The organism is uncultured Ruegeria sp. (assembly GCF_947504215.1).
Classification (GTDB): domain Bacteria; phylum Pseudomonadota; class Alphaproteobacteria; order Rhodobacterales; family Rhodobacteraceae; genus Ruegeria.
The window spans coordinates 172,209-197,744 of sequence record NZ_CANNGO010000008.1 but is presented as its reverse complement, the minus strand read 5'-3'; the positions used below and the strand labels follow the sequence as shown (position 1 = coordinate 197,744).

Sequence of the window (25,536 nt, the reverse complement as noted above, 5' to 3'; positions counted from 1 at the left end):
TTCGGCTTCGGCTTCGGCTTCGGCTTCGGCTTCGGCTTCGGCTTCGGCTTCGGCTTCGGCTTCGGCTTCGGCTTCGGAAGTCAGCTCTTGCTCGGCGTCAGCCGGGTCAAGACTTGTATCTTCGGGTTCAACGTTGGATTCGGCATCCGTATTCTCGGCCACAACATCCGATTTAGGCTCTTCCACCGGCTCCTGATCGGTTTTTTTCTTAGCAGCCACCGTCAAATTCCCCTTATCGAATCCAAAATCACCAAAACTGAAGACTGTGCCAAGTTAGTCCGCACCCGGCTCACCCTCAACCCGCATCGCATGTTTCACAAGCTTTTTGACGGCTTTACGCATTTTCTTGGGTGTCGGCTCTTTCGTAACCTTCAGTCGCTCATATCCTAAGTTTTTAAGGGGTTCAGCCGTTGCTTCGCTAATAGCGGCGAGCAGCAATGGGGCTGGTCCGTCCCAAACGTCGGCAAATTGTCGCGCGGTGCGGGGCGAGAAAATCGGCGCGATAACAGTATTTTCCCCTGCCGCGGCACCAAGGGCTTCATCGGTCAAGGGCAATAGACGCTGTTGATAGATCGGCTGCTCCAGCGTGGTTACGCCCAGCTCAGTCAGTCTTTCAGCGACATTGCCGCGGCTGTGTTCGCCGCGCAGATGTAACAACGGGCTATTCGGTCTGATTTGTAATAACGCCGCCACCAGCTCTTCCGCCGTTCCACCAGCCATATGCGCCTGCCAGCCGGCCCTGTTGGCGGTGTCTGTGGTGGTCGACCCGACGCAATATGCAGGCAGATCGCGGGTGACACCCAGCGAGACCGCCGCGTTCACGCCATTGGCTGATGAGAATATCAAGCCTCGCATACCGTGTATCACCACCTGCGTGGCCAACGGTCTGATGTCCAGCAAGGGCGAATGGATGACCGTAACCCGTGATCTGGTGCGGGTCGGCAGGTGCGCGACAAACCTTTCCGAGGCGGCGCGAGGGCGGGTCATCAACAAATACAATGGGCGGCGCCTTCGGCCTTGAGGATTGTTTGCGTCCGCGCAGGGTGTTACCCCGCTTGGCAACCATGATGCAACGGATCAGGCCTATGGTGCAAACACTTACCGTCCTTGGATTGGAGAGCAGCTGCGATGACACAGCGGCCGCAATCGTGCGCCAAACCGAGGGAGCGCAGGCCGAGATTCTGTCCTCGATCGTTCATGGTCAGACCGAGTTGCACAGCGCATTTGGCGGTGTCGTTCCCGAAATCGCAGCGCGGGCGCATGCGGAAAAGCTAGATGTCTGTGTGGTACAGGCGCTGGAAAAGGCTGACATGGCCCTCAGCGACATCGATGCCATAGCCGTGACCGCCGGGCCGGGGCTGATCGGCGGGGTCATTTCCGGTGTGATGTGCGCAAAGGGGCTGAGCGCAGCGACCGGACTGCCGCTGATCGGCGTCAATCATCTGGCTGGGCACGCGCTGACGCCGCGTCTGACCGACGGAATCGCCTTTCCTTATCTGATGTTGCTCGTCTCTGGCGGGCACTGCCAATACCTGATTGCGCACAGCTCCGAAGACTTCACCCGATTGGGTGGGACGATTGACGATGCGCCCGGTGAAGCCTTCGACAAAACCGCGCGCCTTCTGGGTCTGCTGCAACCCGGCGGACCTTCCGTCGAAGCTGAGGCGAAGTTGGGCGATCCCAAGCGGTTCCGATTTCCGCGCCCACTACTGGATCGCCCAGGATGTGATCTGTCATTTTCCGGTCTCAAAACCGCGCTGATGCGGACACGGGATCAGATTGTCGCCGAAAAGGGCGGGTTGACCCGACAGGATCGGGCCGATCTGTGCGCTGGGTTTCAACAAGCTGTTGTCGACACGCTGGCCGAAAAAACCCGCCGGGCTATCGCCCTTTATCTTCAACAAGATCCGGATGACCCGGTCGTCGCCGTCGCAGGAGGGGTCGCTGCAAACTCAGCCATACGAACCGTGTTAGAGACGGTTTGTGCTGAGTTTGGCGCACACTTCACCGCGCCGCCACTTGCCTTGTGCACCGACAACGCAGCGATGATCGCCTATGCGGGTCTTGAGCGGTTTCGCGGCGGTGCCAGCGATGGGTTGGATCTGATGGCCCGACCGCGCTGGCCGCTGGACCAATCCAGCCCTGCCATGCTGGGCAGCGGCAAAAAGGGCGCTAAGGCATGAGCGTATCGATCCTGGGTGCAGGCGCGTTTGGCACGGCTTTAGCCATCTCACTGGCCCATAAAGGGCCGGTTACACTGTGGTCTCGTGACGCCGAGCAGACCAGGCGCATGCAGGAGGCGCGCGAAAACACCCGCCTTCCCGGTGTTGCCTTGCCCACCGAAATCAACGCCACGTCTGATATCGATCACGCGGCGCAAGGCGATGTCCTGCTTTTGGCTGTTCCGATGCAGCAGCTTCGCGCGGTTCTGACTCGATATGCGTCCACGTTGGGGGGCAAAACGCTGGTCGCGTGTTGCAAGGGCATTGAACTGGCATCGGGAATGGGGCCGGTTTCGGTCATAGCGCAGACAATACCTGGCGCGCGACCTGCTTTGTTGACCGGCCCAAGCTTTGCTGATGATATTGCCCGGGGTCTTCCGACGGCCCTTACGCTTGCATGCTCCGAAGCCGGACTGGGGCACGCCCTGCAAAACGAACTCACCACCGCCAATCTGCGCCTTTACCGCACCACCGATACCGTTGGGGCAGAGCTGGGTGGCGCGTTGAAGAATGTGATGGCGATAGGCTGCGGTGCGAGCATTGGTGCGGGCCTTGGCGACAGCGCCCGTGCAGCGCTTATCACCCGTGGCTTTGCCGAAATGCAGCGCTTTGCTGCCCTGCGCGGCGGTCAGCCAGAAACACTGATGGGGTTGTCAGGGCTGGGTGATCTTGTGCTGACCTGCTCATCCGACCTGTCGCGCAACTACCGGTATGGCCTGTCCCTTGGGCAAAAACAGACATTTGATACATCGACCACCGTTGAAGGCGTCGCGACGGCGCGGGCTGTGGCCGACATTGCCGCCGCTGAAGGGCTGGATATGCCAATCAGCACAACAGTGGCGGAACTCAGCAGTGGCGCCTACAGTGTGACCGAGGCGATTCAATCGCTGCTCAATCGCCCGCTCAAGGAGGAATAATATGCTGATCGCCCTGATCGCCCGCGACAAGGCTGGCGCCCTGCAAACCCGATTGGACAACCGGTCTGCCCATCTGGCCTATATCGAAGAAACCGGAGTCGTTGCGCAAGCTGGTCCCCTGCTGGATGGTGATGCAATGATCGGCTCGCTGATTGTTCTTGATGTGGATGATCTGGCCGCAGCGCAACTCTGGGCGGACAATGACCCATACGCCAAGGCTGGCTTGTTTGACTCGGTCGAACTGATTGCGTGGAAGAAGGTGGTTGGCTAATGGCGTATTGGTTGTTCAAATCCGAACCTTCGACCTGGAGCTGGGATCAGCAAGTTGCCAAAGGCGACGTCGGCGAGGAATGGGACGGCGTGCGCAACTATCAGGCGCGCAATTTCATGCGCCAGATGAACGTAGGGGACCGGGGGTTTTTCTACCATTCCCAGAAAGACAAAGCGATCGTCGGAATTGTCGAGGTTTGTGCCGAAGCCCATCCAGACAGCACCACAGATGACGAACGTTGGGAATGCGTGGACATCAAAGCCATACGCCCTTTCACAGCTGCCGTGACGCTGGATCAGATCAAAGCAGATGAGCGTTTGTCTGAAATGGTTTTGGTCAGAAACTCGCGCCTGTCCGTTCAACCTGTCAGCGACGCAGAATGGGTGATTGTCTGTGGGATTGGGCAAACACAGGCGGATTGAAAAAGGGAAGGCCCTGACGACGCAGAACCTTCCCTACCCCACGTGCTCCCTACTCACCACACGTGTATAGAATATGCTGGTTCTGACCGTCCTGGTCACAACCTGACCTTACCCGGTTCACTGTGCCTCGTTCAAACTGCAAGTGCTTAAACTAAAGCTAAAATACAAAACACCCGCCGGCGACCGACGGGTGCTTCCTTAGGGTTGAAACGGGATTAACCGTAGACCGACTCTTTGCCGAAATGCTTGATCAGCATGTAGTAAACGACGGCGCGATACTTGTTGCGCTCTGACATGCCATAGGTTTCCATGGCTTTTTTGATCGCTGCCATAAGTTCGGGCCCATCGGACAGCCCCAGTTTTTTGATAAGGAAGTTGTTTTTGACGGTTTCCAGCTCCGACTCCTGGCTCGCCGCGACGGTCGCCGCGTCTGCATTGTAGATGGCCGGACCGCATCCGATTGTAACCTTGGTCAGCAGGTCCATATCCGCGGTCATGCCACATTTGTTTTTCAAATCTTCAGCATATTTGGCGATAAGTTCGTCGCGTTTACCCATAAATCACTCTCCCTGTTTGCAGTCTTGGCTGCGTTTTTGAAATTCCTGAAAAGGTGCCAGCAGGTTAAACAGAAGAGATCTTCAGACAAAGGGAAAAATTTCCGTCATTCCCCGTAAGCAAAGCCTAGCCGGAACCTAGGTTGATTTTTGACATGTTATTAATTAACTTAAATGTTAAATTATAAAATCAGGAGAGGATTATGACCGTTTCCCTGCCAAATGAAAGTCCCGAATATAGGACCGCTCGCAACAGCCTGCTTGCAGCCGAAGCAGATCTGAGGGCACAGATCGAAAACGTCGCCAACCTGCGGCGTGATCTACCCAAAGGCGGTAGGGTTCCACGCGACTATGAGTTTCGCACTCTGCAGGGAGGTGCGGCATCGATGTCATCTCTGTTCGGATCACACGATACGCTGGCTATCTACTCACTGATGTACGGGTCGCAGGCAGAATCGCCCTGCCCCATGTGTTCAGCCTTTCTGGACGGGTTGAACGGCCAGATTGCGCATCTTTCAAGAAAAATCGCCTTTGCGGTTGTCGCAGAAAGCGCGCCCGAGAAGCTGACCAATCTCAAAACCCAGATGGGCTGGACAGAGCTGCCTCTTTTTTCTGCGCTCGGAACAGATTATCAGCGCGACTACCTGGCCGAGGCGGAAGACGGAAGCCAACTTCCGATCTTGAACGTTTTTCAACGGGATAAGTACGGCATCCATCACTTTTGGAGCTCTGAGTTGTTTTTTCAACCCAGCGACTGGCACCCGCGTCATGTAGATGCCGCATGGCCGCTTTGGAACATTCTGGATTTTACGCCTCAAGGTCGCGGAGATTTCATCCCACCCCTGCGCTGATATCCCAAGAAAAACGGCGGCCAATCTGGCCGCCGTCTCAAACATGATTTGCCAAGTAATCAGTAACGATAATGCTCGGGCTTGTAGGGCCCTTCGGGCTTCACGCCGATATAAGCGGCTTGCTCGCTGTCCATCTGGGTCAGTTTCACGCCGATGCGGTCCAGATGCAGACGTGCGACCTTCTCGTCCAGATGCTTGGGCAGGATGTAGACGTCGTTATTGTACTCATCACCCTTGGTGAACAGCTCGATCTGAGCCAGAACCTGGTTGGTGAAGGAGGCCGACATCACAAAGGACGGGTGGCCTGTGGCATTGCCGAGGTTCAACAAGCGGCCTTCGGACAACAGGATCATGCGGTTGCCCGAAGGCATCTCGATCATGTCGACCTGTTCTTTGATATTGGTCCATTTGTGGTTTTTCAGGTTGGCCACCTGAATTTCATTGTCGAAGTGACCAATGTTGCCAACGATGGCCATGTCCTTCATCTCGCGCATATGCTCGATGCGGATCACGTCCTTGTTGCCTGTGGTGGTGATGAAGATGTCAGCGCTTGCGACTTCGTCTTCCAGAATCACAACTTCGAACCCATCCATAGCAGCCTGAAGCGCGCAGATCGGGTCAACTTCGGTCACTTTCACACGCGCACCCGCGCCACGCAGCGAAGCGGCCGATCCTTTGCCCACATCCCCATAACCACAAACCACGGCGACCTTACCGGCCATCATAGTGTCGGTGGCGCGGCGGATGCCGTCGACCAGCGACTCCTTACAGCCGTATTTGTTGTCGAATTTCGACTTGGTGACCGAATCGTTCACGTTGATTGCCGGGAACGGCAGCTGGCCTTCTTTGACCAGCTGGTACAGGCGATTCACACCGGTGGTGGTTTCTTCGGAGACACCTTGGATCTGACCGCGCATCTTGGTGAACCAGCCAGGCGAGGCCGCCATGCGTTTGGCGATCTGCTTTTTGATGGCTTCTTCTTCTTCCGAACCCGGAACCGGGATGATGTCTTCACCCGCTTCGGCACGCGCACCCAGAAGGATGTACAGCGTCGCATCGCCGCCATCGTCCAGGATCATGTTGGGGCCGTCTTCGAACAGGAAGGATTTGTCCAGGTAATCCCAATGCTCTTCCAGCGTCTGACCCTTGATCGCAAAGACCGGCACACCTGCCGCTGCAATCGCCGCTGCCGCGTGGTCCTGGGTAGAGAAGATGTTGCAAGACGCCCAGCGCACATCCGCGCCCAGCGCAACCAGCGTTTCGATCAGAACGGCTGTCTGGATAGTCATATGCAACGAACCAACGATGCGCGCGCCTTTCAACGGTTTACTTTCACCGTATTCTGCGCGCAGGGACATCAGGCCCGGCATCTCTGTTTCGGCAATATCCAGTTCCTTGCGGCCGAACTCGGCCAGCGAAATGTCCTTAACGATATAGTCCCCGGCCATCAGGTTCTCCACTCCGGTAAATAATTGTCCGGGCTGCCCCTAGCACTCCTTGGGGCAGGTGGCAACGTGGTAGGCTGGAAACGAGCGATGGTGCCGTTAAATTTAGCTGGGTGTCCCCTCAGCCTTGATCTTGGGGATCGCTTCAAAAAAATCCGTGCCAACGGCAACAATACAGCTCAGGCCGTTCGCGTGGGTCACCAGAACGGTGTAACTTCCCGTTTCCTTCGAGGTCCAAACCTCCATGACCGATTGTGCGCCACGTGATTTCTGCAAACCGCCAAAGACCAGTTCTTCCGCGTAGCTGTCCTGCAGCTTGGTAATCACATGCTCGCGCTCTGCACAATTCTGGGCAAAGGCGGGCGGGGCCGTAGCGGCCATTCCAAATGTCAGGGCAATTGCAAACAAACGCTTGAACATGACAAGCTCCTTTCGATACGAGTTTCGTTTCGAGAGGGGCACACACTGGGAGGAGTATGCACCCCCCTCAGTCCATAATATCGGGATCGTATCGCGCCGTTTCAAAGCACGAATGCTCAAGAAAAAGTTGGCAGCAAGTGATCCAGACAGGTACATCCTACCACAAAAGGGCGTATTTAATGTGTCCGACTTCACAAGGCATGGCATAATGGCAACACAACCCAGAGCGTGGCAGAGGATGCTGTCAGGCCGCAGGCTGGACCTGCTGGACCCAACCCCGGTGGATATTGAGATCGAAGATATCGCCCACGGGCTGGCTTTTGTCGCCCGCTGGAACGGGCAAACACAGGGGGACTTTGCCTATTCCGTGGCCGAGCACTCCTTGCTGGTCGAAGAGCTTTTTGGCCGGATTGCACCCAAAACCTCGATAAAATGGCGGCTCGCGGCCTTGTTACACGACGCGCCGGAATATGTGATCGGCGATATGATCTCTCCGGTGAAATCCGCCGTGGGTCCGGGGTACGGAGCGTTGGATGACCGGCTGGCGGCGGCCATTCATATCAGGTTTGGCCTACCCGCCGCTGTTCCCGCCACGGTGAAACGCCAAATCAAAAAAGCCGACAAGATCAGCGCCTGGATGGAGGCGACGCAAATCGCTGGATTCTCTGAGACAGAGGCCAGCAAGTTCTTTGGTCGCCCAGACAAAGCAGTTATGGACGGGCTTCAGATCAGACTGCGCCCACCGGTAGAGGCGAGGCAAGCGTATACGCAGCGGCATTTGGAGCTGATAGCGTCGCTCTGAATTGGTCGGGTCTATCAAACGGCCGCTTCGAGCTCATACCAACCAAGTTTCTGCGGTACGGTGAATATCTGGTCCGGGGAGCCGGCATTGCTCTCACCCAGAAGTGTCCCACCGATGCGCTCGAATGAACGGTGGGTTAGCCAGCGTCTTTCCGCAAGAAACGGGTCGCGGTGCCCAGGTCGCCCAAGCTATTCCGTTAGGTGAAACGATAGCAACGGAAAAGCAAGATATGACAAAGCAACCCATACAAGAGATGGATTTGAGAGCCAGTGTCATGCTGCTTCTGCTCGCTGCTGTTTGGGGCGGGTCGTTCTTCTTCGGTGAGATTGCACTATCCGAGGTGCCGCCACTGACGATTACATTGCACAGGGTTATTTGGGCGGTTCCTATTCTAGTACTCATCGTCTTGTTCAAAGGATTGAGTATTCCACGCACCCCCCGGGTATGGGGCGCTTACCTCGTAATGGGAGCGCTCAACAATGCCATCCCGTTTTCGTTGATCTTCTGGGGGCAAACGCAAATCGACAGCGGGCTGGCTTCAATTCTTAATGCAACGACAGCGATGTTCGCAGCAGTCGTAGCAGGCGTGCTTCTTAAGGACGAGCCGCTGACACCGAAGAAAATAGCCGGTGCCGCGCTGGGTATTTTAGGGGTGGCCTTCATTATGGGGCCAAGTGCATTGACCGAGTTCAATCCGAGCAATCTAGCTCAGTTGGCAATTCTTGGTGCGACACTCTCTTATGCTCTTGCCGGTGTCTGGGGCAGAACTGCCCTTTCAGACCAACCGCCACTTGTGAATGCACTTGGCATGCTGATCGGCAGTACAGTGCTTATGATCCCAATCGTTCTCATGCTGGATGGCCCGCCCAACTTTGCTCTATCCGTTGGTGTTTGGGCCGCTTTGCTCGGGATGGCAGCACTATCAACAGCGCTGGCTTATGTTCTTTATTTTGCAATCCTTGCACGCACCGGTGCTGCCAATCTTCTTTTGGTTACGCTACTGATCCCACCATTCGCTATCGGCCTTGGCGTTACATTCCTGGGCGAAAAATTGGAGCCGAATGCGTGGATTGGATTCGCCATCATTGCTTTGGGCTTTGCGGTAACTGACGGTCGACTTTTTTCAAGCTTCTCCAAACGCAAGTCCCAGCAAGCTGAATAAGGCGCAGTTGAGAATACCTTCAACTACCACATTACGGATTGACGATCCCCGTCGTCAGCAACTGACCCGGCCAAGCGTCGGGTCTTTTTGGAGTATGGGCTGAGCGCAACACAGCGGAAGTTGGTTTCAGCGCGGATATTCATGAGCGGACCTTCGTGCAAAGGTAGCGAAGGCCCGCTTTGTCCCTCTCCCCGGTCGGTCGGGCTCTCGGATTCGAGTGGTTCGCTAGGGCCATGACTGCCTGGCGAGCGGCATAACTTCATTCAGAAGACGCCGCAAAGCCCCAAAAATTCGGACGATCATAGCCAGTCGCGCAGGATGGGGATCAGCGGAACATCCGCCGCGGGCATGGGGTAACTGCGCAGCTCATTGGCACGGACCCATTTCAGGGATTGCCCTTCTTTTGACTGCGGGATGCCGTCCCATTTGCGGCAAGCAAACAGCGGCATTAGCAGGTGGAAATCGTCGTAGCTGTGGCTGGCGAAGGTCAGCGGGGCGAGGCACGATGCCCAGGTATCAATACCCAGCTCTTCCTGTAGCTCACGGATCAAGGCGGCCTCGGGGGTTTCGCCGGGTTCGATCTTACCGCCCGGAAACTCCCACAGGCCGGCCATGGACTTACCCCCGGGCCGTTGCGCCAGCAGCACGCGGCCCTCGATATCGATCAGGGCGACGGCAGACACTAATATGGTTTTCACGAGCGATAATCCGCGTTGATCTCGATATAGCCGTGGGTCAGGTCGCAGGTCCAAACGGTCGATTTCCCGTCGCCCAAACCCAGATCAACGGCAATCACCAGATCCTGATCTTTCATGTAGGTGGCGGCGTCCTCTTCGCGGTAGTCCGGGCTGACCCAGCCTTTTTCGGCCACCAGAATATCGCCAAAGGAAATGCTAAGCAGGTCACGATCTGCCGCAGCACCCGATTTGCCGATGGCCATGACGACGCGGCCCCAGTTCGGATCCTCGCCCGCAATGGCGGTTTTCACCAACGGAGAGTTGGCGATGGCCAGCCCGTGTACTTTGGCGTCGGCATCCGAGGCCGCCCCAGTCACACGAATTTCCACGAATTTCGTAGCACCTTCGCCGTCACGCACCACTTGCTGTGCGAGATCCAGCATGACGGATTCCAGTGCATTGGCGAATGACCCGTTGCCAGTTGCATCCACTCCGGACGCGCCTGTTGCACATAGTAACAGGGTGTCAGAGGTCGAGGTGTCGCTGTCCACAGTAATGCAGTTGAATGTCCGGCCCGTCTGGGCGCCCAGCAACTGCTGCAACGCCGATTGTTCGACTTGAGCGTCGGTGAAGATGTAGACCAACATCGTCGCCATATCAGGCGCGATCATGCCGGACCCTTTGGCAATCCCCGCAATAGAGACTGTTTTGCCGTCAATCTCGACCTGAGCGCTAGCCCCTTTCGGGAAGGTGTCAGTTGTCATGATGGCCCGCGCGGCGTCTTCCACTGCATGCCTGCTGAGCCCGGACTTCAACGTCTCTAGCTGCGATACGATCCGCTCATGTGGCAACGGTTCGCCAATCACGCCCGTAGACGAAGTGAAAACCCGTTCGACGGCGACGCCGGTCGCGGTGGACACGGCCTGAGTCACTTCGGAGACCGAGGTCTGGCCGTAGTGACCAGTAAAAGCGTTGGCGTTGCCGGAATTGACCAATATCGCTGCGGGCCCGTCATTGGGCCCGCCGATCTTTTCCTGACAATCCAGCACAGGCGCGGCGCGGGTGGCCGACCGAGTAAACACCCCGGCCACCGAAGTGCCGGGGTCCAGAACCGCCAGCATGACATCCGTGCGCCCCTGATAACGCACGCCCGCCTCAACCGTGGCAAAACGTACCCCGTCAATGGCGGGCAAATCCGGGAAGGCCGCTGGCGCCAGCGGCGACACCTTAGTGATCGTGGCCAAGGGGGTTACTCCTGAATCAGGTCCAGTTGGCGCAGGACTTCCGGCCCGACCCCTTCAAGTGCAGGGCGTTCGATCTGCGCTTGTTGCGTCAATTCGTCGATGCGCGCCTGAATCGCCTCTTGCTGGATGGTTTGAACCAATTCCTCCCGCACGGCGTCCAGTTCAGGGGCTTGGGTTTTGCGCGTGTCATTCAAGACAACAAGATGCCAGCCAAACTGCGTTTGAACCGGGTCCGAGACCTGACCCTTTTCAAGCTCAAGCACGGCCGCCTCGAATTCTGGTACCATCTGGCCCTTGCCAAACCAACCCAATGCACCACCACTTGGTCCAGACGGACCAGTCGACTTCTCGCGCGCCAACTCGGCAAAATCTGCACCATCATCCAATTGCGCCTTGATGGCTTTGGCTTCGTCTTCGGTTTCGACCAGAATGTGGCTGGCGTCGTATTCGTCTTCGCCATCAAATTCGGCAAATTGCGCATCATATGCCGCCTGAACCGCCTCATCTGTCGCGACCGCATCCGTCAAGGCATCAACCGTTTGCACTGCGTGCAAGGAACGGGTTTCGTTTTCCAGCGTCAGAGCATGGAGCTTGGACAAGCCATCTTGCTCCTGACCAAGCAGTTGCTGCTGAATGAGCTGTTCGAGAATGAAGTCAAACAGCACATCGTCTTCAGCCTGCTGGTATTGCGGCGGCAATGTCGACGCGGTGGCAATGACGTGACCCAATGTGATCTCATCCCCGTTGACCCGGGCAACGACGGTGCTGGCGTCAGGCTTGGTTTCTGCAGACAGCGGCAGCGCCATCACAGCCGCCAAGGCCAGCGATGGAAGAAAAGTGAGGCCTTTGGGCATGGAATCATCCTATATTCTGGCCGCGACGGGGCGTGGCGTTGACACTTCAGAACCTGCCGCTTACATCGCCTTGAAGCCTTTGACAGGACCATCTTTCATCCCAGCTATCTATGGGTTGCGCGCAAGGTGGGCAAGCCTGTCGCAACCAAGACAAGAAAAGATCCGCTGGAGTGAACATGCTGGGACTCGGAACGCTCGCCAAAAAGGTGTTCGGAACACCGAACGACCGCAAGATCAAGGCGACCCGCCCGCTGGTCGAACAGATCAACGCGCTGGAGCCAGAGTTCGAAAAGCTGTCGGATGAGGGTCTGATCGAGAAGACCGCCGAACTGCGCAAGCGTGCACTGGACGGCGAAAGCCTGGACGACCTGCTGCCTGAGGCCTTTGCCAATGTCCGCGAGGGCGCCAAGCGCGCGCTGGGCCTGCGTGCTTTTGACGTGCAGCTGATGGGCGGTGCGTTTCTGCATCAGGGCAATATCTCGGAAATGAAAACCGGTGAGGGCAAGACGCTGGTTGCGACCCTGCCTGCGTATCTGAACGCACTGACCGGCAAGGGCGTACACGTCGTCACGGTGAACGAATATCTGGCCAAGCGCGATTCAGAATGGATGGGCAAGGTGTTTGCCGCCGTTGGCATGACAACTGGCGTGATATGGTCAGGCCAGCCCGATGCCGAGAAGCTGGCAGCCTATTCCTGCGACATCACTTATGCCACCAATAACGAGCTGGGTTTTGACTATCTGCGCGATAACATGAAGGCAGATTTGGATCAGGTGTACCAGAAGCACCATAATTTCGCGATCGTGGATGAGGTGGATTCGATCCTGATCGATGAAGCGCGAACCCCTCTGATCATCTCGGGCCCGTCCGAGGACCGCTCGGATCTATACACCGCCATTGATGCGCTGATCCCGTCGCTGAGCGATGATCACTTCACACTGGACGAAAAGTCCCGGAACGTGACCTTCACAGATGAAGGCAACGAGTTTCTGGAAAGCCAGTTGCTAGAGGCGGAGCTGATCCCCGAAGGGCATTCTCTTTACGATCCCGAAAGCACCACTGTGGTGCACCATGTCAATCAGGGTCTGCGGGCGCACAAGCTGTTCCAGCGCGATAAGGATTACATCGTCCGGGACGGCAACGTAGTTCTGATCGACGAATTCACCGGCCGGATGATGCCGGGCCGTCGTTTGTCCGAAGGTTTGCATCAGGCCATCGAAGCCAAGGAAAACGTGCAAATTCAGCCCGAAAACGTGACTCTGGCCAGCGTGACATTCCAGAACTATTTCCGCCTTTATGACAAGCTGGGTGGAATGACGGGTACCGCGCTGACCGAAGCGGAGGAATTTTCCGAGATTTACGGTTTGGGCGTGGTAGAGGTTCCGACCAACAAACCCATCGCGCGCCTGGATGAAGACGATCAGGTTTATCGTACCGGTGGCGAGAAGTACGACGCGATGATCCAAGAAACCAAGAAGGCCACCGAAAAGGGCCAGCCTGTTCTTTTGGGCACAACATCGATTGAGAAATCCGAGTTGCTGAGCCAGCTGCTGACCAAGGAAGGTATTGAGCACAACGTTCTGAACGCCCGCCAGCACGAACAAGAGGCCCAGATCGTCGCCGATGCGGGCCGTTATAGCGCGGTGACCATCGCTACCAACATGGCCGGTCGCGGCACTGACATTCAGCTGGGAGGCAATGTCGAAATGAAAGTGCTTCAGGCGTTGGCGGAAAACCCCGAAGCCGACCCAACCGAGCTGCGCGCAGCCGAAGAAGCACGCCATGCCGAAGAAAAGCAGAAGGTGCTTGAAGCGGGTGGCCTGTATGTGATGGCCTCCGAACGCCATGAGAGCCGCCGCATCGACAATCAGCTGCGCGGCCGTTCCGGTCGTCAGGGTGACCCGGGCCGCACTGTTTTCTACCTTAGCCTTGAAGATGATCTGATGCGTATTTTCGGCTCGGAACGTCTCGACAAAGTTCTGACCACACTGGGCATGAAAGAAGGTGAGGCGATTGTGCACCCCTGGGTGAACAAGTCTCTGGAACGTGCGCAGTCCAAGGTCGAAGGTCGCAACTTTGACATGCGCAAGAACGTACTGAAGTTCGACGACGTGATGAACGATCAGCGTAAGGTAATCTTCAGCCAGCGTCGCGAGATCATGTCGACCAACGATTTGTCCGAGATCGTATCGGATATGCGCGAACAGGTGATTGATGATCTGATTGACGAATACATGCCGCCCAAATCCTATGCAGATCAATGGGATACCGATGGCTTGTACGAGGCCATCAAGGACAAGCTGAGCATCGACGCCCCGGTTCAGGACTGGGCCGCAGAAGAAGGCGTCGATGATGAACAGGTGCGCGAGCGTTTAATCAAATCCGCCGACGAAATGATGGCGCAAAAAGCTGTCGCATTCGGGCCGGAAAACATGCGCAATATCGAAAAACAGGTGTTGCTGCAGACCATTGATGGCAAGTGGCGCGAGCATCTGTTGACGCTGGAGCATCTGCGCTCGGTTGTTGGTTTCCGCGGTTACGCCCAGCGCGATCCGCTGAACGAGTACAAAACGGAAAGCTTCCAGCTGTTCGAAGGTATGCTGGACAGTCTGCGCGAAACCGTAACGCAGCAGCTGTCACGCGTACGTCCTTTGACCGAAGAAGAGCAAAAGGAAATGCTTGCCCAGATGGCGGCCCAGCAAGCCCAGAACCAAAAGGCCGTGGATCAGGCCGCAAACCAGGCCGAAGCAGTGGCCGAAGCCGAAGCTTCAGGCGACCCGCTTCCTGGGTTTGTCGAGGACGACCCGTCAACCTGGGGGAACCCGTCGCGCAACGACAAGTGCCCGTGTGGGTCAGGGAAGAAATTCAAGCATTGTCATGGCAGGCTGACCTGACGTCACCCGCAGTCAACCACAATGAGTCCGCCTCGCGGCCACAAATTGGCCGTGATTATTAACGACATTGCGACTCGCTCCTGACACGGGGGGAGAGTGAATTGTTCGTTGTACGGAACTATGTGACCATGTGCGGCACAGTCGCTTGTGCCTTAGGCATTGGCTACCTGATGCAAAATGGAACGTCCGCGCAGCCAAGCGGGGCGCAGGACAATGTGCCTGTCGCTTCGACTGCCGATCAAGCCTCAGTCCTTGCGGGCCTTGAAAGCATCGTCCTGACATCTTCTTCACCGTCCGATGCAATCGCAGAACATACAAGTGTTGTGTCCACGACCACACGCACTTTACCAGCCCCTACCCGAACTCAAAAAAACTGCGCCATGGGTGCACGGGCCGTTGCAGTGCCCGGCGCCAAAGCACGACTGCGCGTAAAGGCCCCCTGCCACCTGGAAAAACGGGTCGAAATCCATCACAGCGGGCTGACCGTCACTCAGATGACCGACAAAAACGGTGCACTGAACCTGACCATTCCGGCATTGTCAGAATATGCGATTTTCCTGATTTCCTTCGAAGATGAGACCGGGACTGTTGCGACAACCCATGTCCCGGACATTGCCGAGCATGAACGTGTCGTACTGCAATGGCGGGGCGATACCGCGCTGCAGATTCACGCGTTGGAATTTGGTGCCAGTTACGGCGGCGAAGGCCATATCTGGGCGGACACGTCGGCCTACGGGGCGGGTAACGTCGTTAGCCTTGGCCATTCCGGGCTTGTTGAGGCGCAAAATATCGAGGTCTATTCCTTCCCGACAGGTCAGGCGGATCAATCCGGTACGATTGATCTGACCGTCGAAGCTGAAGTGACCGAGGCGAACTGCGGACAGACTCTGAGCGCGCAGTCACTGGAACTGCGCGCAGACCGCCGCCTGCGGTCACGGGATTTGATACTGAATTTGCCGGATTGTTCGCAAGCTGGTGAGTTTATGGTGTTGAATAATCTGCTCCAAGACCTGAAAGTTGCGGCAAAGTAATCCGCAAGCAGGCTCGACCATCTTATGACATTTCTTCGTGCAGCAGCGGCTGCACTGTTATCGATGACGCTGGCATCAGGCGTCATGGCGCAGGACATCACGCTCACCTCGCATGACGGCAAGGTCGAGGTGACCGGCAATCTGTTGGGGTTCGATGGGGAATTCTACCGGGTCGATACACAATTCGGCGAGTTGACCGTTGATGGGTCAGGCGTCACCTGCGACGGGCCGGCCTGCCCCAACTTGACCGATTTCGTGGCTGAGGTTCGGTTTTCGGGCTCATCCGTGATGGCTGAAACCGTCCTACCCGCGCTGATTATCGGCTTCGCCCAACAAGAGGGTTTGACAGCAACGCCTGCGCGCGTAGATCAAAGCACGTTTCAGTACGAGCTATACCAAAACGGACGGCAAGCCCCGCTGGCGCGCCTGTTCTTTCACCTGGGCAACACCGATCGGGGATTTGCCGATCTGATCGAAAACAATACCGACATCGTCATGGCCTTGCGTGAGATCCGAGAAACTGAACGCGAGGCGGCCCAATCTGCAGGGCTTGGCGATCTGGCACAGACCCGCCGGTCTCGGGTTGTGGCGCTGGACGCCATGGTGCCAGTGGTGGCGCAAGACAATGTGGTGCGTCAGATCTCGCCCGGCGATCTGGCCCGCGTTTTGTCTGGCGAGATTTCCAATTGGTCAGATCTTGGCGGTCCGGACGCTCCAATTGCTCTGTACATGCCCGATGCGGGATCGGGACTGGCGCAGGCCGTTGAAGATCAACTTTTGATCCCAGCCGGGGTCGAGCTGTCGGCGTCTGCCATCCGGCATTCACGGGGCAGCGATCTGGTGCGTGCGGTCGCAGATGATCCCTTTGCCATCGGGATTGCCAGTCAAGCCTCAGCCGAAGCGGCCCGCGCGTTGCCGTTAACCGGGGGCTGTGGGCATGCGCTGGCCGCAACGCGTCAGTCGATCAAGACCGAAGACTACCCGCTGACATCGCCCATGTTTTTGTATTTGCCCGAACGCCGTCTGCCGCGGGTGGCACGTCAATTCCTGTCTTATAGCCAAAGTCCGGATGCTCAGATGGCGATCCGACAAGCAGGTTTTGTCGACCAGACCCCTGAAACGATGCAGATCGGGCTTCAGGGTGACCGTCTGGCCAATGCAATCGTCACCGGCAGCGCCGAGGTCGGATTGGAGGAGTTGCAGCGCATGATCGCGACATTGCGTCCCTTGTCTCGGCTGTCTTTGTCTTTCCGGTTCGAGACCGGATCGTCCCGACCCGACGCCCAATCACGATCCAACATCCTGAATCTGGCACAAGCGCTTGAGGCCGGCAGGTTTGATGCCCGCAAACTGGTCTTTGTCGGGTTCAGCGACGGTGACGGTGCCGCCGCAGCCAACGCCCGCATTGCATTGCGTCGGGCCCAAACCGTGCGCAATGCCGTTTTGGCAGCGGTAGAAACCGCCATTCCGGACAGCGTTGAGGTTTCAGTCGATGGGTTCGGTGAGGCGATGCCGATGGCTTGTGACGACACCGATTGGGGCCGCAAAGTCAATCGCCGGGTCGAAGTTTGGGTGCAGTAGCGGCTAAAGGTAGCCTTCTGACCGAAAACTAAGTTCGGTTGATTTGCCGATGATCAGATGGTCATGCAGGGTCAACCCGAGTGCTGTACAGGCATCCTGAATGCGATTGGTCATATCTATATCCGATTGTGACGGGGTCGGATCGCCTGACGGGTGGTTGTGGACCACGATCAGCGCCGAGGCGTTCAGCTCTAAGGCGCGTTTGGCGACCTCACGCGGATAAACCGGAACATGGTCAACGGTGCCTTTGGCCTGTTCCTCATCCGCGATCAGCACATTCTTACGATCCAGATAGAACACGCGAAACTGCTCAGTCTCGCGATGGGCCATGGTGGTGTGACAGTAGTCCACCAGCGCATCCCATCCTGAGATTACGTGCCGCTGCATCACTCGTGCGCGGGCCATGCGATGGGCGCAGGCTTCGAGGATCTTCAGATCGGTGATTACCGTGTCGCCTACGCCTTTGATATCACGCAGTCGTTCCTGAGGTGCAGTCAGCACACGGTTGAAATCGCCGAACGTATCGATCAATGTGCGCGCCAATGGCTTCACATCTTGCCGGGGGATGGACCGGAACAGGACCAGCTCCAACAACTCATAATCCGGCATCGCGGCCGACCCGCCGGACATGAACCTTTCGCGCAACCGCCGCCGATGATCTTTGATGTAGGAAGGTAACCGACCAGACGGCAGCGGCTGCGCGGGTGCTTCGTCCGTGTCAAACAGCATCGAGGCTTCGGCAAAGGCGTCTTGTGTCATGCCGCCACACTGGCGCAGAATCGGTTTCCGAATGGTTAACGCATCTCACCGGCCATGCGCGCCGTGGCGCGACGGACGATCATGTGCAGAAGGATCGAGAACACGCCCAAGGTCAGCATCGCTGCAAACATTAGATCGGTCTTGGCGCGGCCATTTGCCAATAGCATCAGATAACCCAATCCTTGCGACGAGCCGACCCATTCGCCGATCACCGCCCCGATCGGGGCATAAACCGCCGACAGCCGCATCCCCGAGGCCAGCGAGGGCAAGGCAGCGGGAACGCGGATGTGCCATAAAACCGTGCGGCGATTGGCCTGCATGGTGCGCGCCAGATCAAGATAGCCCGACGGCGTGCGCATCAGCCCGTCGAAAAAGGATGAAGTTATCGGGAAATAGATGATCAGCACCGCCATCGCCACCTTGGACCACAGGCCATAACCCAGCCAAAGCGTCAGCAGCGGGGCCAATGCAAAGACGGGCAGCGCCTGCGTGAACACCAGCATCGGCTGCACCAGCACCCGCGCGGCACGGGAATTGGCCAGTTGCAGCGCAGTGATCACCCCCAGAACCGTGCCAAACGCCATGCCAATCACCACCTCGACGGCTGTGATCCAGGTATGCTCGGCGATCACCCAGCGGTTCTGCCACCACGTCTCGGCTACCAGTGCCGGGCCAGGCAAGATGAATTTCGGCAGGCCGGTCAGGGTGACAATGCCTTGCCAGATCGCCAACGCAAACAGGGTCGCAGCGAGGGCCGACAAGTATTTCATGCCACCTCCTCCCGCAGAAGCCGCAGCAGTGAACCTTGGGTTTCCAGCGTCTCAACATCGTCAACCTTGCGCGGGGCCGGAGCGTGGGGCGGTTGGCAGGGCGTCAGACCTGACGGTGTCATGACAACAATCGATTGGCCCAGTCGCGCGGCCTCACCCGGATCATGGGTCACCAGTAGAACCGTACGGCCGTGTAGCGCCTCGGCAGCCAATTCCTGCATATCGGCCCGAGTGCGGGCGTCGAGGGCCGAAAACGGCTCATCCAGCAACACAATGGGCCGGTCTTCCATCAGCGTACGCGCAAGCGCGACACGTTGACGTTGACCGCCCGAAAGCTCGGAGGGTTTTTTGGTCATGTGGTTCTGTAACCGCATCCGTTCGATCAGACGGTCGCGACGGGCCAGATCGGGCTTTTCCCGGCGCAACCGCGCACCCAACGAGACATTCTGCGCCACGGTGGCCCATGGCAGCAGCAGATCGTCCTGCGCCATATAGGCGACCCGCGCTGCGACGGGCTGGCCATCGCTGGCAGTAATCTGCCCGGTGAATTTCGCCCCGGTCTCAAGCCCGGCAATCAAACGAAGAACCGTTGTTTTGCCAACGCCCGACCCGCCCAGCAGACACGTCCATTGCCCCGCCGCAAGGGTCAGGGTCAGCGGCGCGAACAAAGCCGCGCCATCGATACTGGCATGTCCACTAATCGTAAGGTCGGGCGCTGGGATCATGGGGTCAGGCCCATCTGCCAGAAATTGACCTCGAGCATAGTTGCCGTTTCAAAGGTCTTGCAGAGGTCGGACCATACGGGAAGCTGGTCATAGTTTTCACCCAACCGCCTGATCAACGCCGCATCCAGCAAGGCGCCGATATCATGGCAATAGCTTTGATACTGATCGCCCGCATAGGTGTCGATCCACGGGCGATAGGTCTCCGACGTCGCCTCCTGTGCCAATCGCGATCCGATCTCGGCATAGCCGATGACACAAGGTACCAGCGCCGCAAGCAGGGTCAGGTAGTCGCCGGAATACCCGGATTCCAGAACAAAGCGGGTATAGGCTAGGTTTTCTGGCCGCTCGGGCGTTGCAAACAGCTCTTCGCGCGAGATTCCCGCATCGGCGCAGACGCCCACATGCAACATCATCTCTTCATGCATCAACCCGTTCACCGTGGCCGAGGCGACCTGCATTTCTTCATGGGTCTGCGCCTTGACCACCGCCAGCGCCCAAGCGCGCGAGAAATGGGTGAGGAACACATAATCCTGCCGCAGATAATGTAGGAACGCCTCTCGCGGGAGGGTGCCGTCCTTGAGCCCTTCGACAAAGGTGTGGCGGGTGTAATCCCGCCACGGCCCCTGCGCAGCATCGCGCATCAGCGCGAAGGCTTTGCCATACTCGCTCATTTTGCGGTCACGTCGATGGCAATGTCGCTGACAGGGTTGATGCTGTCGATCATGCCGCTGTCTTTCAGGAACGCTTCGAACCTTGCATAGCGGCCGGCCTCAAGACCCGCCGGGCGCAAAGCAAAGCGAGGCAGCGTGTCGACCCACGCGCGGGCGTTCAGCTCGTCCTGCAATTCGGGCGAGGTGCCTGAGAAGATTTCCCAGCTTTTGTCCGGATTGTTGACGATGTACTGCGTTGCCTTTTCGGTCGCGGCCAGGAAACGGGTGACCTTGTCGATATCCATGGTTTCGGGATTGGCGACATAGATCAGCTCATCATAGGCTGGCACGCCTTCTTCCTCAATATAGAAGCAGGTGCCGGGAACGCCTTCGATATCCATCTGGTTCAATTCGAAATTGCGGTAGGCACCGATCACCGCGTCCACCTGACCGGTCATCAGCGACGGCGACAGCGAGAAGTTCACGTTAATCAGCTCAACCTCGTCCAGTTTGACGCCATACTTGCCCAGAACTGTGCTGAGGACCGCCTCTTCCACGCCTGCAACTGAAAATCCGATTTTCTTACCCTTAAGATCGGCGGGCGATTTGATCGGGCCGTCTTCCAGAACCAGCAGACAGTTCAGCGGGGTGGCAACCAGTGTGCCGACACGTTTGAGCGGCAGGCCCTCGTGGATTTGCAGGTGCAGCTGCGGCTGATAGGACACGGCCAGATCAGCCTGACCAGCGGCCACCAGACGTGGTGGCGCCGAGGGGTCGGCGGGTGGAACGATCTCGACCTCAAGGCCCTGTTCGGCGAAATAGCCGTTCTCCTGCGCCACGATGATCGGGCCATGATCGGGGTTGATGAACCAGTCCAGAAGAACGGTCATTTTGTCTTCGGCCCAGGCCGGCGCAGCGGCAAGCAGGGCAATTGCAGCGATCAGCTTCTTCATATCTCGCATTTCCTTCTGTTCACGAGGTCGAGGCCGCGACGAGGACAATCTCGCCCGGCCAATTCGGTTGAATTCGTTCGGCCACACGCCATGCGCGCAGGCCGGTGGCACAACACAAAGCCAGTCTTTGGTCTTTGTTAGACTCTATTTTCAGGTTCTCAGGGTTCATACGCTGCGCATCCGGATGGATCGGATCCGGCGCTTCCCGCGCATCGCGTAGCTCAACAATCAGATCGCTCGGTCCCAATTGAGACGCGCTGATGAATGAAAAATAGGTATCCGGCTCTGGCGCACCATCGAACCGGAACCCGGTACTGCGGCACGTACGGGCGTCAAACTGCACCATCTGCGCCAGGGGTGAAGGATCGAGTCCCAAGATCAGGTTCAAAGCCATCTGCGCCTGAATCGCGCCCATCACTCCAACGACGGAGCCCAGCACGCCGGCCGTGGTGCAGCTTGCGCCGCTGTCGGGGGCATCGGGGAACACAGCGCGCAAGGACGGGGCACCGCCGCAGAATCCACCGACATATCCAGTCAAGCCAAGCACCGACGCGCTGATTAGCGGCTTGCTCATCTCCAGGCAGGTATCTGACAGAGTGTAACTGGCCGCATAACTGTCCGCGCAATCCAAAACCAGATCGACGCCGGATATGAATTCGGCGGCATTAGCCCTTGTTAGAGCTTGATTCATAGCACTAACGTCAATACGCGCGTTCAGTGCGCGGCATCGTTCTGCTGCCGCCTCAACTTTGGGACGATCACAATCCTGTTCGGCGAACAATGTCTGACGGTGCAAGTTTGAAAGAGAGATTGTGTCGTCATCCAAGATAGTCAGATTCCCAACCCCGGCCCCTGCCAACAAAGGCAAAACAGGTGCCGCCAGCCCGCCCGCGCCCACAACCAACACACGCGCAGCCGACAGGCGGGCCTGACCCTTTGCGCCAACTTCCGGCAGGATTGTCTGACGGGCATAACGGCTCATCGCGTAACCTCAATCCAATCGCGTACACGCGCCTCGGGGTCTGCATTTAGTGTGATGTCGGTCACGGCCGATATAATGTCAGCGCCAGCAGCCAACACGCCGGGCGCGCGCTCCACGCTCATACCGCCAATACCGACCAAAGGAATGTCGCCCAGGCGCTGTTTCCATTCCGTCACCCGGGGCAGTCCTTGCTGGTGCCATTTCATCTTTTTCAGGATTGTCGGATAGACCGGACCCAGCGCCACATAATCCGGGGCCATGGCCAGAACTCGCTCAAGTTCGGTATCGTCATGAGTGGAAACGCCCAGTTTTAGACCCGCATTTCTGATTGCTTTTAGATCGGCGTCATCCAGATCCTCTTGCCCCAGATGAATCCAGTCGCATCCCGCGTCGATGGCGACTTGCCAATAGTCATTCACGACCAACGTGGCGCCATACTCACGGCACAGCTGCTGCGAGATCACGATCTGCTTACGAACCTCGGCAACGGGCTGATCCTTTACGCGCAATTGCACCAGCTTGACGCCCAATGGCAGCATCCGGCGCAACCAATCCGAGTGGTCAAAAATCGGGTAAAATCGATCCAAACTCATGACAAAAAGGCCTTTCCAACAACGGGCGTTGAGGCTTCGGCCATGTCGCGCGGCTCGATCGGGTCGGCCTGACGGGCCAGCTGTCCTGCCTGCACGGCCAGTGCCATGGCCTGCGCCATTTCAATCGGATCGCCCGCTCGGGCCACAGCAGTGTTCAGCAACACCGCATCATATCCCAGCTCCATCGCATGGGCGGCGTGGCTGGGCAGGCCGATACCCGCATCTATGACCAACGGCACGTCGGGAAACTCGGCCCGCATCGCGCGCAAGGCGTATTTGTTGTTCAAACCGCGACCAGACCCAATAGGTGCGCCCCAGGGCATTAAAACTTCGCACCCGGCCTCAAGCAGCCGTTCTCCGACGATCAGATCCTCGGTGGTATAGGGAAACACCTGAAACCCGTCCTCGGTCAAAATACGGGCGGCTTCAACCAACTGAAACACATCCGGTTGCAGACTGTCCGTATGGCCGATCAATTCCAGCTTGATCCATGTCGTATCAAACACTTCGCGTGCCATCTGGGCGGTGGTCACGGCCTCTTTGATAGTGTGACACCCGGCCGTGTTGGGCAGGATCTGCACGCCCAGATCGCGGATCATGGCCCAGAAGGTCTGCCCGGTGCCGCCTGCCCCTTCCCGGCGCAAAGATACGGTTGCCACGCCTGCACCACTTGCGCGAAACGCTTGCTCTAGGATGGTCGGGCTGGGATATTGGGCGGTGCCCAGCATCAGCGGGTTGGGCAGCGTGGTGCCATAGAACGCTTTCATGTTCAGCCTCCCTGCATCGGCGACAGGACTTCGATCCGGTCGCCATCTTTCAGTTCGCGGCCGATGCGAAGGCTTGAGGGGACGAATTCTTCGTTCACGGCGGTGGCGACACGGCCCGAGAATCCGCATTCCACCAGCAGATCAAACAGGGTTTCGGCACGCACATCGCGCGTTTCGCCGTTAAGCACGATCTTCATCAACCATCTCCGAATGTTTGTTCTCAAGCGCCAGATCGGCCACGCCCTGCGCCAGGGCGGGCGCTAACAAGTAGCCGTGGCGATACAGCCCGTTGGCATAGATTGTCCGCCCAAGGCGCCGGATGCGAGGTAGGTTGTCAGGAAAGGCGGGGCGCAGATCGACGCCGATTTCCAGCACCTCAGCTTCGCCAAAAGCGGGGTTGACCGAATAAGCGGCGCTGAGCAATTCCAGCATCGAGCGCGCCGTGATGCGGCTGCTGTCCTCAGATTCGATCATCGTTGCGCCCAGCATATAGATCCCGTCACCGCGGGGGACGATGTAAAGTGGCATGCGCGGGTGCAGAAGGCGCACGGGGCGGGTCAGTGTCACGTCGGGGCAGCGTACGACCAACATTTCACCCTTTACGCCGCGCAGATCATGGAGCACCTCACGCGCGTGCAAGCCCCGGCAATCGATTGCGTTTTCCAGCTGCGCGGGGGCCAGTTTCTGGTGAAACTCAACGCCTTTTTCCTTCAGCTGACGACTGAGATCCTGCAGCGCTTGCCGCGGGTCGAGATGCGCCTCGTGTTCGAAAAACAATCCTTTTCCGAATGACCCCATATCAGGCTCTAATTCAGTGATTATACCCCGATCAATGTCGACAAACCCTGTGGTGCGACGGGCAAAGCGGCGCAGATCCGGCAGGTCGCGCGTATTCGCCACAACAATCGTTCCGCGCCTTTGAACTGGTGTTCTGTCCGCCCACCAATCGATGGCCGATTGCCCCAGACGCAAAACCGGTTCTTCGGCATTTTCAAATTCACACCAAGGGGCCAGCATCCCCCCGGCCCACCAGGAACATCCATGCGGGCCAGGTGCACCGCCCGGATCGAACACCTGCACCCGAGCACCGCGCGCGACCAGCTCGCTGGCGACGGCCAGACCGGCGACGCCGGACCCTATGACAGACCAAAGCGTCACGTGGGCCAAATCCGATGAAAATGATGCACCGGGCCGTGGCCCGCGCCGACATTCAATGTGTCGGCCTGCGAGATTGCCCCTTGCAGATATTCATGCGCCTGCGCAACCGCTTCCGTCAGCGCCAATCCTTTGGCCAAACCCGCTGCGATCGAGGATGACAATGTGCATCCGGTACCATGGGTGTTGTTCGTGTCCTGACGGGGCGCCTGGAACTCGGCCGCGACGCCGGCGGCATTGATCAACAGGTCGTGGCAGACATCGCCTTTGCCATGGCCGCCTTTCATCAACGCTGAGTTTGCGCCCAGAGCACATAAGGCCCGCCCCTGCTCGATCATCTCGGCTGTTGAGCCAGCAACCGGCATGCCCAGCAGGCAAGCGGCCTCGGGCAGGTTCGGTGTCAGGACAGTGGCGCGAGACATCAGAACATCGCGCAAGGTCTGGATTGCTTCACCAGCCAGCAGGGCGTCACCGGATTTTGCAACCATAACCGGGTCCAGGACCACCGGACCTGCAAAGCCGGAAATGCCTTGTGCGACGGTATGAATGATCTCAGGGTTCGCCAACATACCGATCTTGATCGCCTTGACGTCAAGATCACCAAGAACAGCATCGATTTGGGCAGAAATGACGTCCAGTGGAATGCCATGTACAGCAGTGACTGCCTGCGTATTTTGGGCGGTGACGGCGGTAACGACGCTGGCGCCATAGACGCCCAGCGCGGACATGGCTTTCAGATCAGCCTGAATTCCGGCACCGCCGCCGCTGTCGGATCCTGCAATGGTCAAGGCAATAGGTGCCACGTCGTTGCTCCATCTGTTTCGGGGGCAACGGG

The 25,536-nt window shown here is 57.8% G+C and carries 28 protein-coding genes and 1 pseudogene; 10 read left to right on the top strand and 19 right to left on the bottom strand.

Features of this window, described 5'->3' with window-relative positions; translation table 11 throughout:
* Both Q1B21_RS15510 and Q1B21_RS15505 read right to left on the bottom strand, forming a co-directional pair.
* Positions 1-219, bottom strand: a pseudogene (locus tag Q1B21_RS15510) (hypothetical protein); the annotation flags it as partial.
* A 54-nt stretch (positions 220-273) separates the two neighbouring features.
* Positions 274-987 (bottom strand): uroporphyrinogen-III synthase, encoded by a 714-nt coding sequence (locus Q1B21_RS15505; RefSeq protein WP_299890693.1) that lies wholly within the window; start codon positions 985-987, stop codon positions 274-276.
* 98 nt (positions 988-1,085) lie between these two features.
* On the opposite strand from Q1B21_RS15505, the gene tsaD reads away from it, so the two are divergent.
* The 4 genes from tsaD to Q1B21_RS15485 are packed head-to-tail and all read left to right on the top strand — an operon-like array spanning position 1,086 to position 3,832.
* Positions 1,086-2,183: a tRNA (adenosine(37)-N6)-threonylcarbamoyltransferase complex transferase subunit TsaD gene (tsaD, locus tag Q1B21_RS15500; protein ID WP_299890691.1), complete on the top strand. Its 1,098-nt coding sequence runs from the start codon at positions 1,086-1,088 to the stop codon at positions 2,181-2,183.
* On the top strand, positions 2,180-3,139 hold the full coding sequence (locus Q1B21_RS15495) for an NAD(P)H-dependent glycerol-3-phosphate dehydrogenase (protein WP_299890689.1): 960 nt from the start codon (positions 2,180-2,182) through the stop codon (positions 3,137-3,139). The genes tsaD and Q1B21_RS15495 overlap by 4 nt, the downstream gene beginning before the upstream one ends.
* A 1-nt stretch (position 3,140) precedes the next feature.
* The gene (locus Q1B21_RS15490) at positions 3,141-3,410 is read left to right on the top strand and encodes a YciI family protein (protein ID WP_298937888.1); all 270 of its coding nucleotides are present in this window, start codon (positions 3,141-3,143) and stop codon (positions 3,408-3,410) included.
* On the top strand, positions 3,410-3,832 hold the full coding sequence (locus Q1B21_RS15485; RefSeq protein ID WP_299081053.1) for an EVE domain-containing protein: 423 nt from the start codon (positions 3,410-3,412) through the stop codon (positions 3,830-3,832). The genes Q1B21_RS15490 and Q1B21_RS15485 overlap by 1 nt, the downstream gene beginning before the upstream one ends.
* Before the next feature lie 215 nt (positions 3,833-4,047).
* Here the strand turns inward: Q1B21_RS15485 and Q1B21_RS15480 are convergent, their stop codons facing one another.
* Positions 4,048-4,389 (bottom strand): DUF2853 family protein, encoded by a 342-nt coding sequence (locus Q1B21_RS15480; RefSeq protein ID WP_120633092.1) that lies wholly within the window; start codon positions 4,387-4,389, stop codon positions 4,048-4,050.
* Positions 4,390-4,589: 200 nt separating this feature from the next.
* Between Q1B21_RS15480 and Q1B21_RS15475 the strand changes: the two genes are divergently transcribed.
* Entirely contained in the window at positions 4,590-5,237 is a 648-nt protein-coding gene (locus tag Q1B21_RS15475; protein WP_299890686.1) for a DUF899 family protein, read from the top strand.
* Between the two features lie 59 nt (positions 5,238-5,296).
* Here Q1B21_RS15475 and ahcY read toward each other — a convergent pair whose 3' ends face one another.
* Together ahcY and Q1B21_RS15465 are read right to left on the bottom strand one after the other, a co-directional pair.
* Positions 5,297-6,685, bottom strand: coding sequence for an adenosylhomocysteinase (gene ahcY / locus Q1B21_RS15470; RefSeq protein WP_298937884.1), 1,389 nt, complete (start codon positions 6,683-6,685; stop codon positions 5,297-5,299).
* 102 nt (positions 6,686-6,787) lie between these two features.
* Positions 6,788-7,102 (bottom strand): hypothetical protein, encoded by a 315-nt coding sequence (locus tag Q1B21_RS15465; RefSeq protein WP_298937883.1) that lies wholly within the window; start codon positions 7,100-7,102, stop codon positions 6,788-6,790.
* Positions 7,103-7,310: 208 nt separating this feature from the next.
* Here Q1B21_RS15465 and Q1B21_RS15460 point away from each other — a divergent pair, with 208 nt between their 5' ends.
* Together Q1B21_RS15460 and Q1B21_RS15455 are read left to right on the top strand one after the other, a co-directional pair.
* Entirely contained in the window at positions 7,311-7,904 is a 594-nt protein-coding gene (locus Q1B21_RS15460; protein WP_299890683.1) for an HD family hydrolase, read from the top strand.
* A 124-nt stretch (positions 7,905-8,028) separates the two neighbouring features.
* Positions 8,029-9,066 carry a DMT family transporter gene (locus Q1B21_RS15455; RefSeq protein WP_299890680.1) on the top strand — a complete coding sequence of 346 codons (1,038 nt, stop codon included), beginning with the start codon at positions 8,029-8,031 and terminating at the stop codon, positions 9,064-9,066.
* A gap of 299 nt (positions 9,067-9,365) precedes the next feature.
* On the opposite strand, the gene mutT is transcribed toward Q1B21_RS15455, so the two are convergent.
* The 3 genes from mutT to Q1B21_RS15440 are packed head-to-tail and all read right to left on the bottom strand — an operon-like array spanning position 9,366 to position 11,841.
* Entirely contained in the window at positions 9,366-9,764 is a 399-nt protein-coding gene (gene mutT, locus Q1B21_RS15450; protein WP_299890678.1) for an 8-oxo-dGTP diphosphatase MutT, read from the bottom strand.
* Entirely contained in the window at positions 9,761-10,987 is a 1,227-nt protein-coding gene (gene argJ, locus Q1B21_RS15445; protein ID WP_299890676.1) for a bifunctional glutamate N-acetyltransferase/amino-acid acetyltransferase ArgJ, read from the bottom strand. The genes mutT and argJ overlap by 4 nt, the downstream gene beginning before the upstream one ends.
* Positions 10,988-10,992: 5 nt before the next feature.
* Positions 10,993-11,841, bottom strand: coding sequence for a peptidylprolyl isomerase (locus Q1B21_RS15440; protein ID WP_299890674.1), 849 nt, complete (start codon positions 11,839-11,841; stop codon positions 10,993-10,995).
* 176 nt (positions 11,842-12,017) lie between these two features.
* Between Q1B21_RS15440 and secA the strand changes: the two genes are divergently transcribed.
* From secA to Q1B21_RS15425, 3 genes are all read left to right on the top strand, one after another.
* Positions 12,018-14,735 (top strand): preprotein translocase subunit SecA, encoded by a 2,718-nt coding sequence (gene secA / locus Q1B21_RS15435; RefSeq protein ID WP_299890672.1) that lies wholly within the window; start codon positions 12,018-12,020, stop codon positions 14,733-14,735.
* 101 nt (positions 14,736-14,836) lie between these two features.
* Positions 14,837-15,766 carry a hypothetical protein gene (locus tag Q1B21_RS15430; protein ID WP_299890670.1) on the top strand — a complete coding sequence of 310 codons (930 nt, stop codon included), beginning with the start codon at positions 14,837-14,839 and terminating at the stop codon, positions 15,764-15,766.
* A gap of 24 nt (positions 15,767-15,790) precedes the next feature.
* The gene (locus tag Q1B21_RS15425) at positions 15,791-17,347 is read left to right on the top strand and encodes a substrate-binding domain-containing protein (RefSeq protein ID WP_299890668.1); all 1,557 of its coding nucleotides are present in this window, start codon (positions 15,791-15,793) and stop codon (positions 17,345-17,347) included.
* 3 nt (positions 17,348-17,350) lie between these two features.
* Here the strand turns inward: Q1B21_RS15425 and radC are convergent, their stop codons facing one another.
* Genes radC through thiD form a run of 11 tightly spaced genes read right to left on the bottom strand, consistent with a single transcriptional unit; the run spans position 17,351 to position 25,504 of the window.
* Positions 17,351-18,106 (bottom strand): DNA repair protein RadC, encoded by a 756-nt coding sequence (gene radC / locus Q1B21_RS15420; protein ID WP_299890666.1) that lies wholly within the window; start codon positions 18,104-18,106, stop codon positions 17,351-17,353.
* A gap of 35 nt (positions 18,107-18,141) precedes the next feature.
* Positions 18,142-18,876 carry an ABC transporter permease gene (locus tag Q1B21_RS15415; protein WP_299890664.1) on the bottom strand — a complete coding sequence of 245 codons (735 nt, stop codon included), beginning with the start codon at positions 18,874-18,876 and terminating at the stop codon, positions 18,142-18,144.
* On the bottom strand, positions 18,873-19,601 hold the full coding sequence (locus tag Q1B21_RS15410; protein ID WP_299890662.1) for an ABC transporter ATP-binding protein: 729 nt from the start codon (positions 19,599-19,601) through the stop codon (positions 18,873-18,875). Before Q1B21_RS15410 ends, Q1B21_RS15415 begins: the two co-directional genes overlap by 4 nt.
* Positions 19,598-20,272: a thiaminase II gene (gene tenA, locus Q1B21_RS15405; RefSeq protein WP_299081086.1), complete on the bottom strand. Its 675-nt coding sequence runs from the start codon at positions 20,270-20,272 to the stop codon at positions 19,598-19,600. Before tenA ends, Q1B21_RS15410 begins: the two co-directional genes overlap by 4 nt.
* Positions 20,269-21,204, bottom strand: a complete 936-nt coding sequence (locus tag Q1B21_RS15400) for an ABC transporter substrate-binding protein (protein WP_299081089.1) — start codon at positions 21,202-21,204, stop codon at positions 20,269-20,271. Before Q1B21_RS15400 ends, tenA begins: the two co-directional genes overlap by 4 nt.
* 19 nt (positions 21,205-21,223) lie before the next feature.
* Complete coding sequence (locus Q1B21_RS15395) at positions 21,224-22,186, bottom strand: HesA/MoeB/ThiF family protein (protein ID WP_299890660.1); 963 nt, start codon at positions 22,184-22,186, stop codon at positions 21,224-21,226.
* Entirely contained in the window at positions 22,183-22,779 is a 597-nt protein-coding gene (locus tag Q1B21_RS15390) for a thiamine phosphate synthase (protein ID WP_299890658.1), read from the bottom strand. Before Q1B21_RS15390 ends, Q1B21_RS15395 begins: the two co-directional genes overlap by 4 nt.
* Positions 22,776-23,546 carry a thiazole synthase gene (locus tag Q1B21_RS15385; RefSeq protein WP_299890656.1) on the bottom strand — a complete coding sequence of 257 codons (771 nt, stop codon included), beginning with the start codon at positions 23,544-23,546 and terminating at the stop codon, positions 22,776-22,778. The genes Q1B21_RS15390 and Q1B21_RS15385 overlap by 4 nt, the downstream gene beginning before the upstream one ends.
* Before the next feature lie 2 nt (positions 23,547-23,548).
* The gene (thiS, locus tag Q1B21_RS15380) at positions 23,549-23,743 is read right to left on the bottom strand and encodes a sulfur carrier protein ThiS (protein WP_299890654.1); all 195 of its coding nucleotides are present in this window, start codon (positions 23,741-23,743) and stop codon (positions 23,549-23,551) included.
* The gene (locus tag Q1B21_RS15375; RefSeq protein ID WP_299890652.1) at positions 23,727-24,704 is read right to left on the bottom strand and encodes an FAD-dependent oxidoreductase; all 978 of its coding nucleotides are present in this window, start codon (positions 24,702-24,704) and stop codon (positions 23,727-23,729) included. The genes thiS and Q1B21_RS15375 overlap by 17 nt, the downstream gene beginning before the upstream one ends.
* Entirely contained in the window at positions 24,701-25,504 is an 804-nt protein-coding gene (gene thiD, locus Q1B21_RS15370; RefSeq protein ID WP_299890650.1) for a bifunctional hydroxymethylpyrimidine kinase/phosphomethylpyrimidine kinase, read from the bottom strand. Before thiD ends, Q1B21_RS15375 begins: the two co-directional genes overlap by 4 nt.
* Between the last annotated feature and the right edge of the window lie 32 nt (positions 25,505-25,536).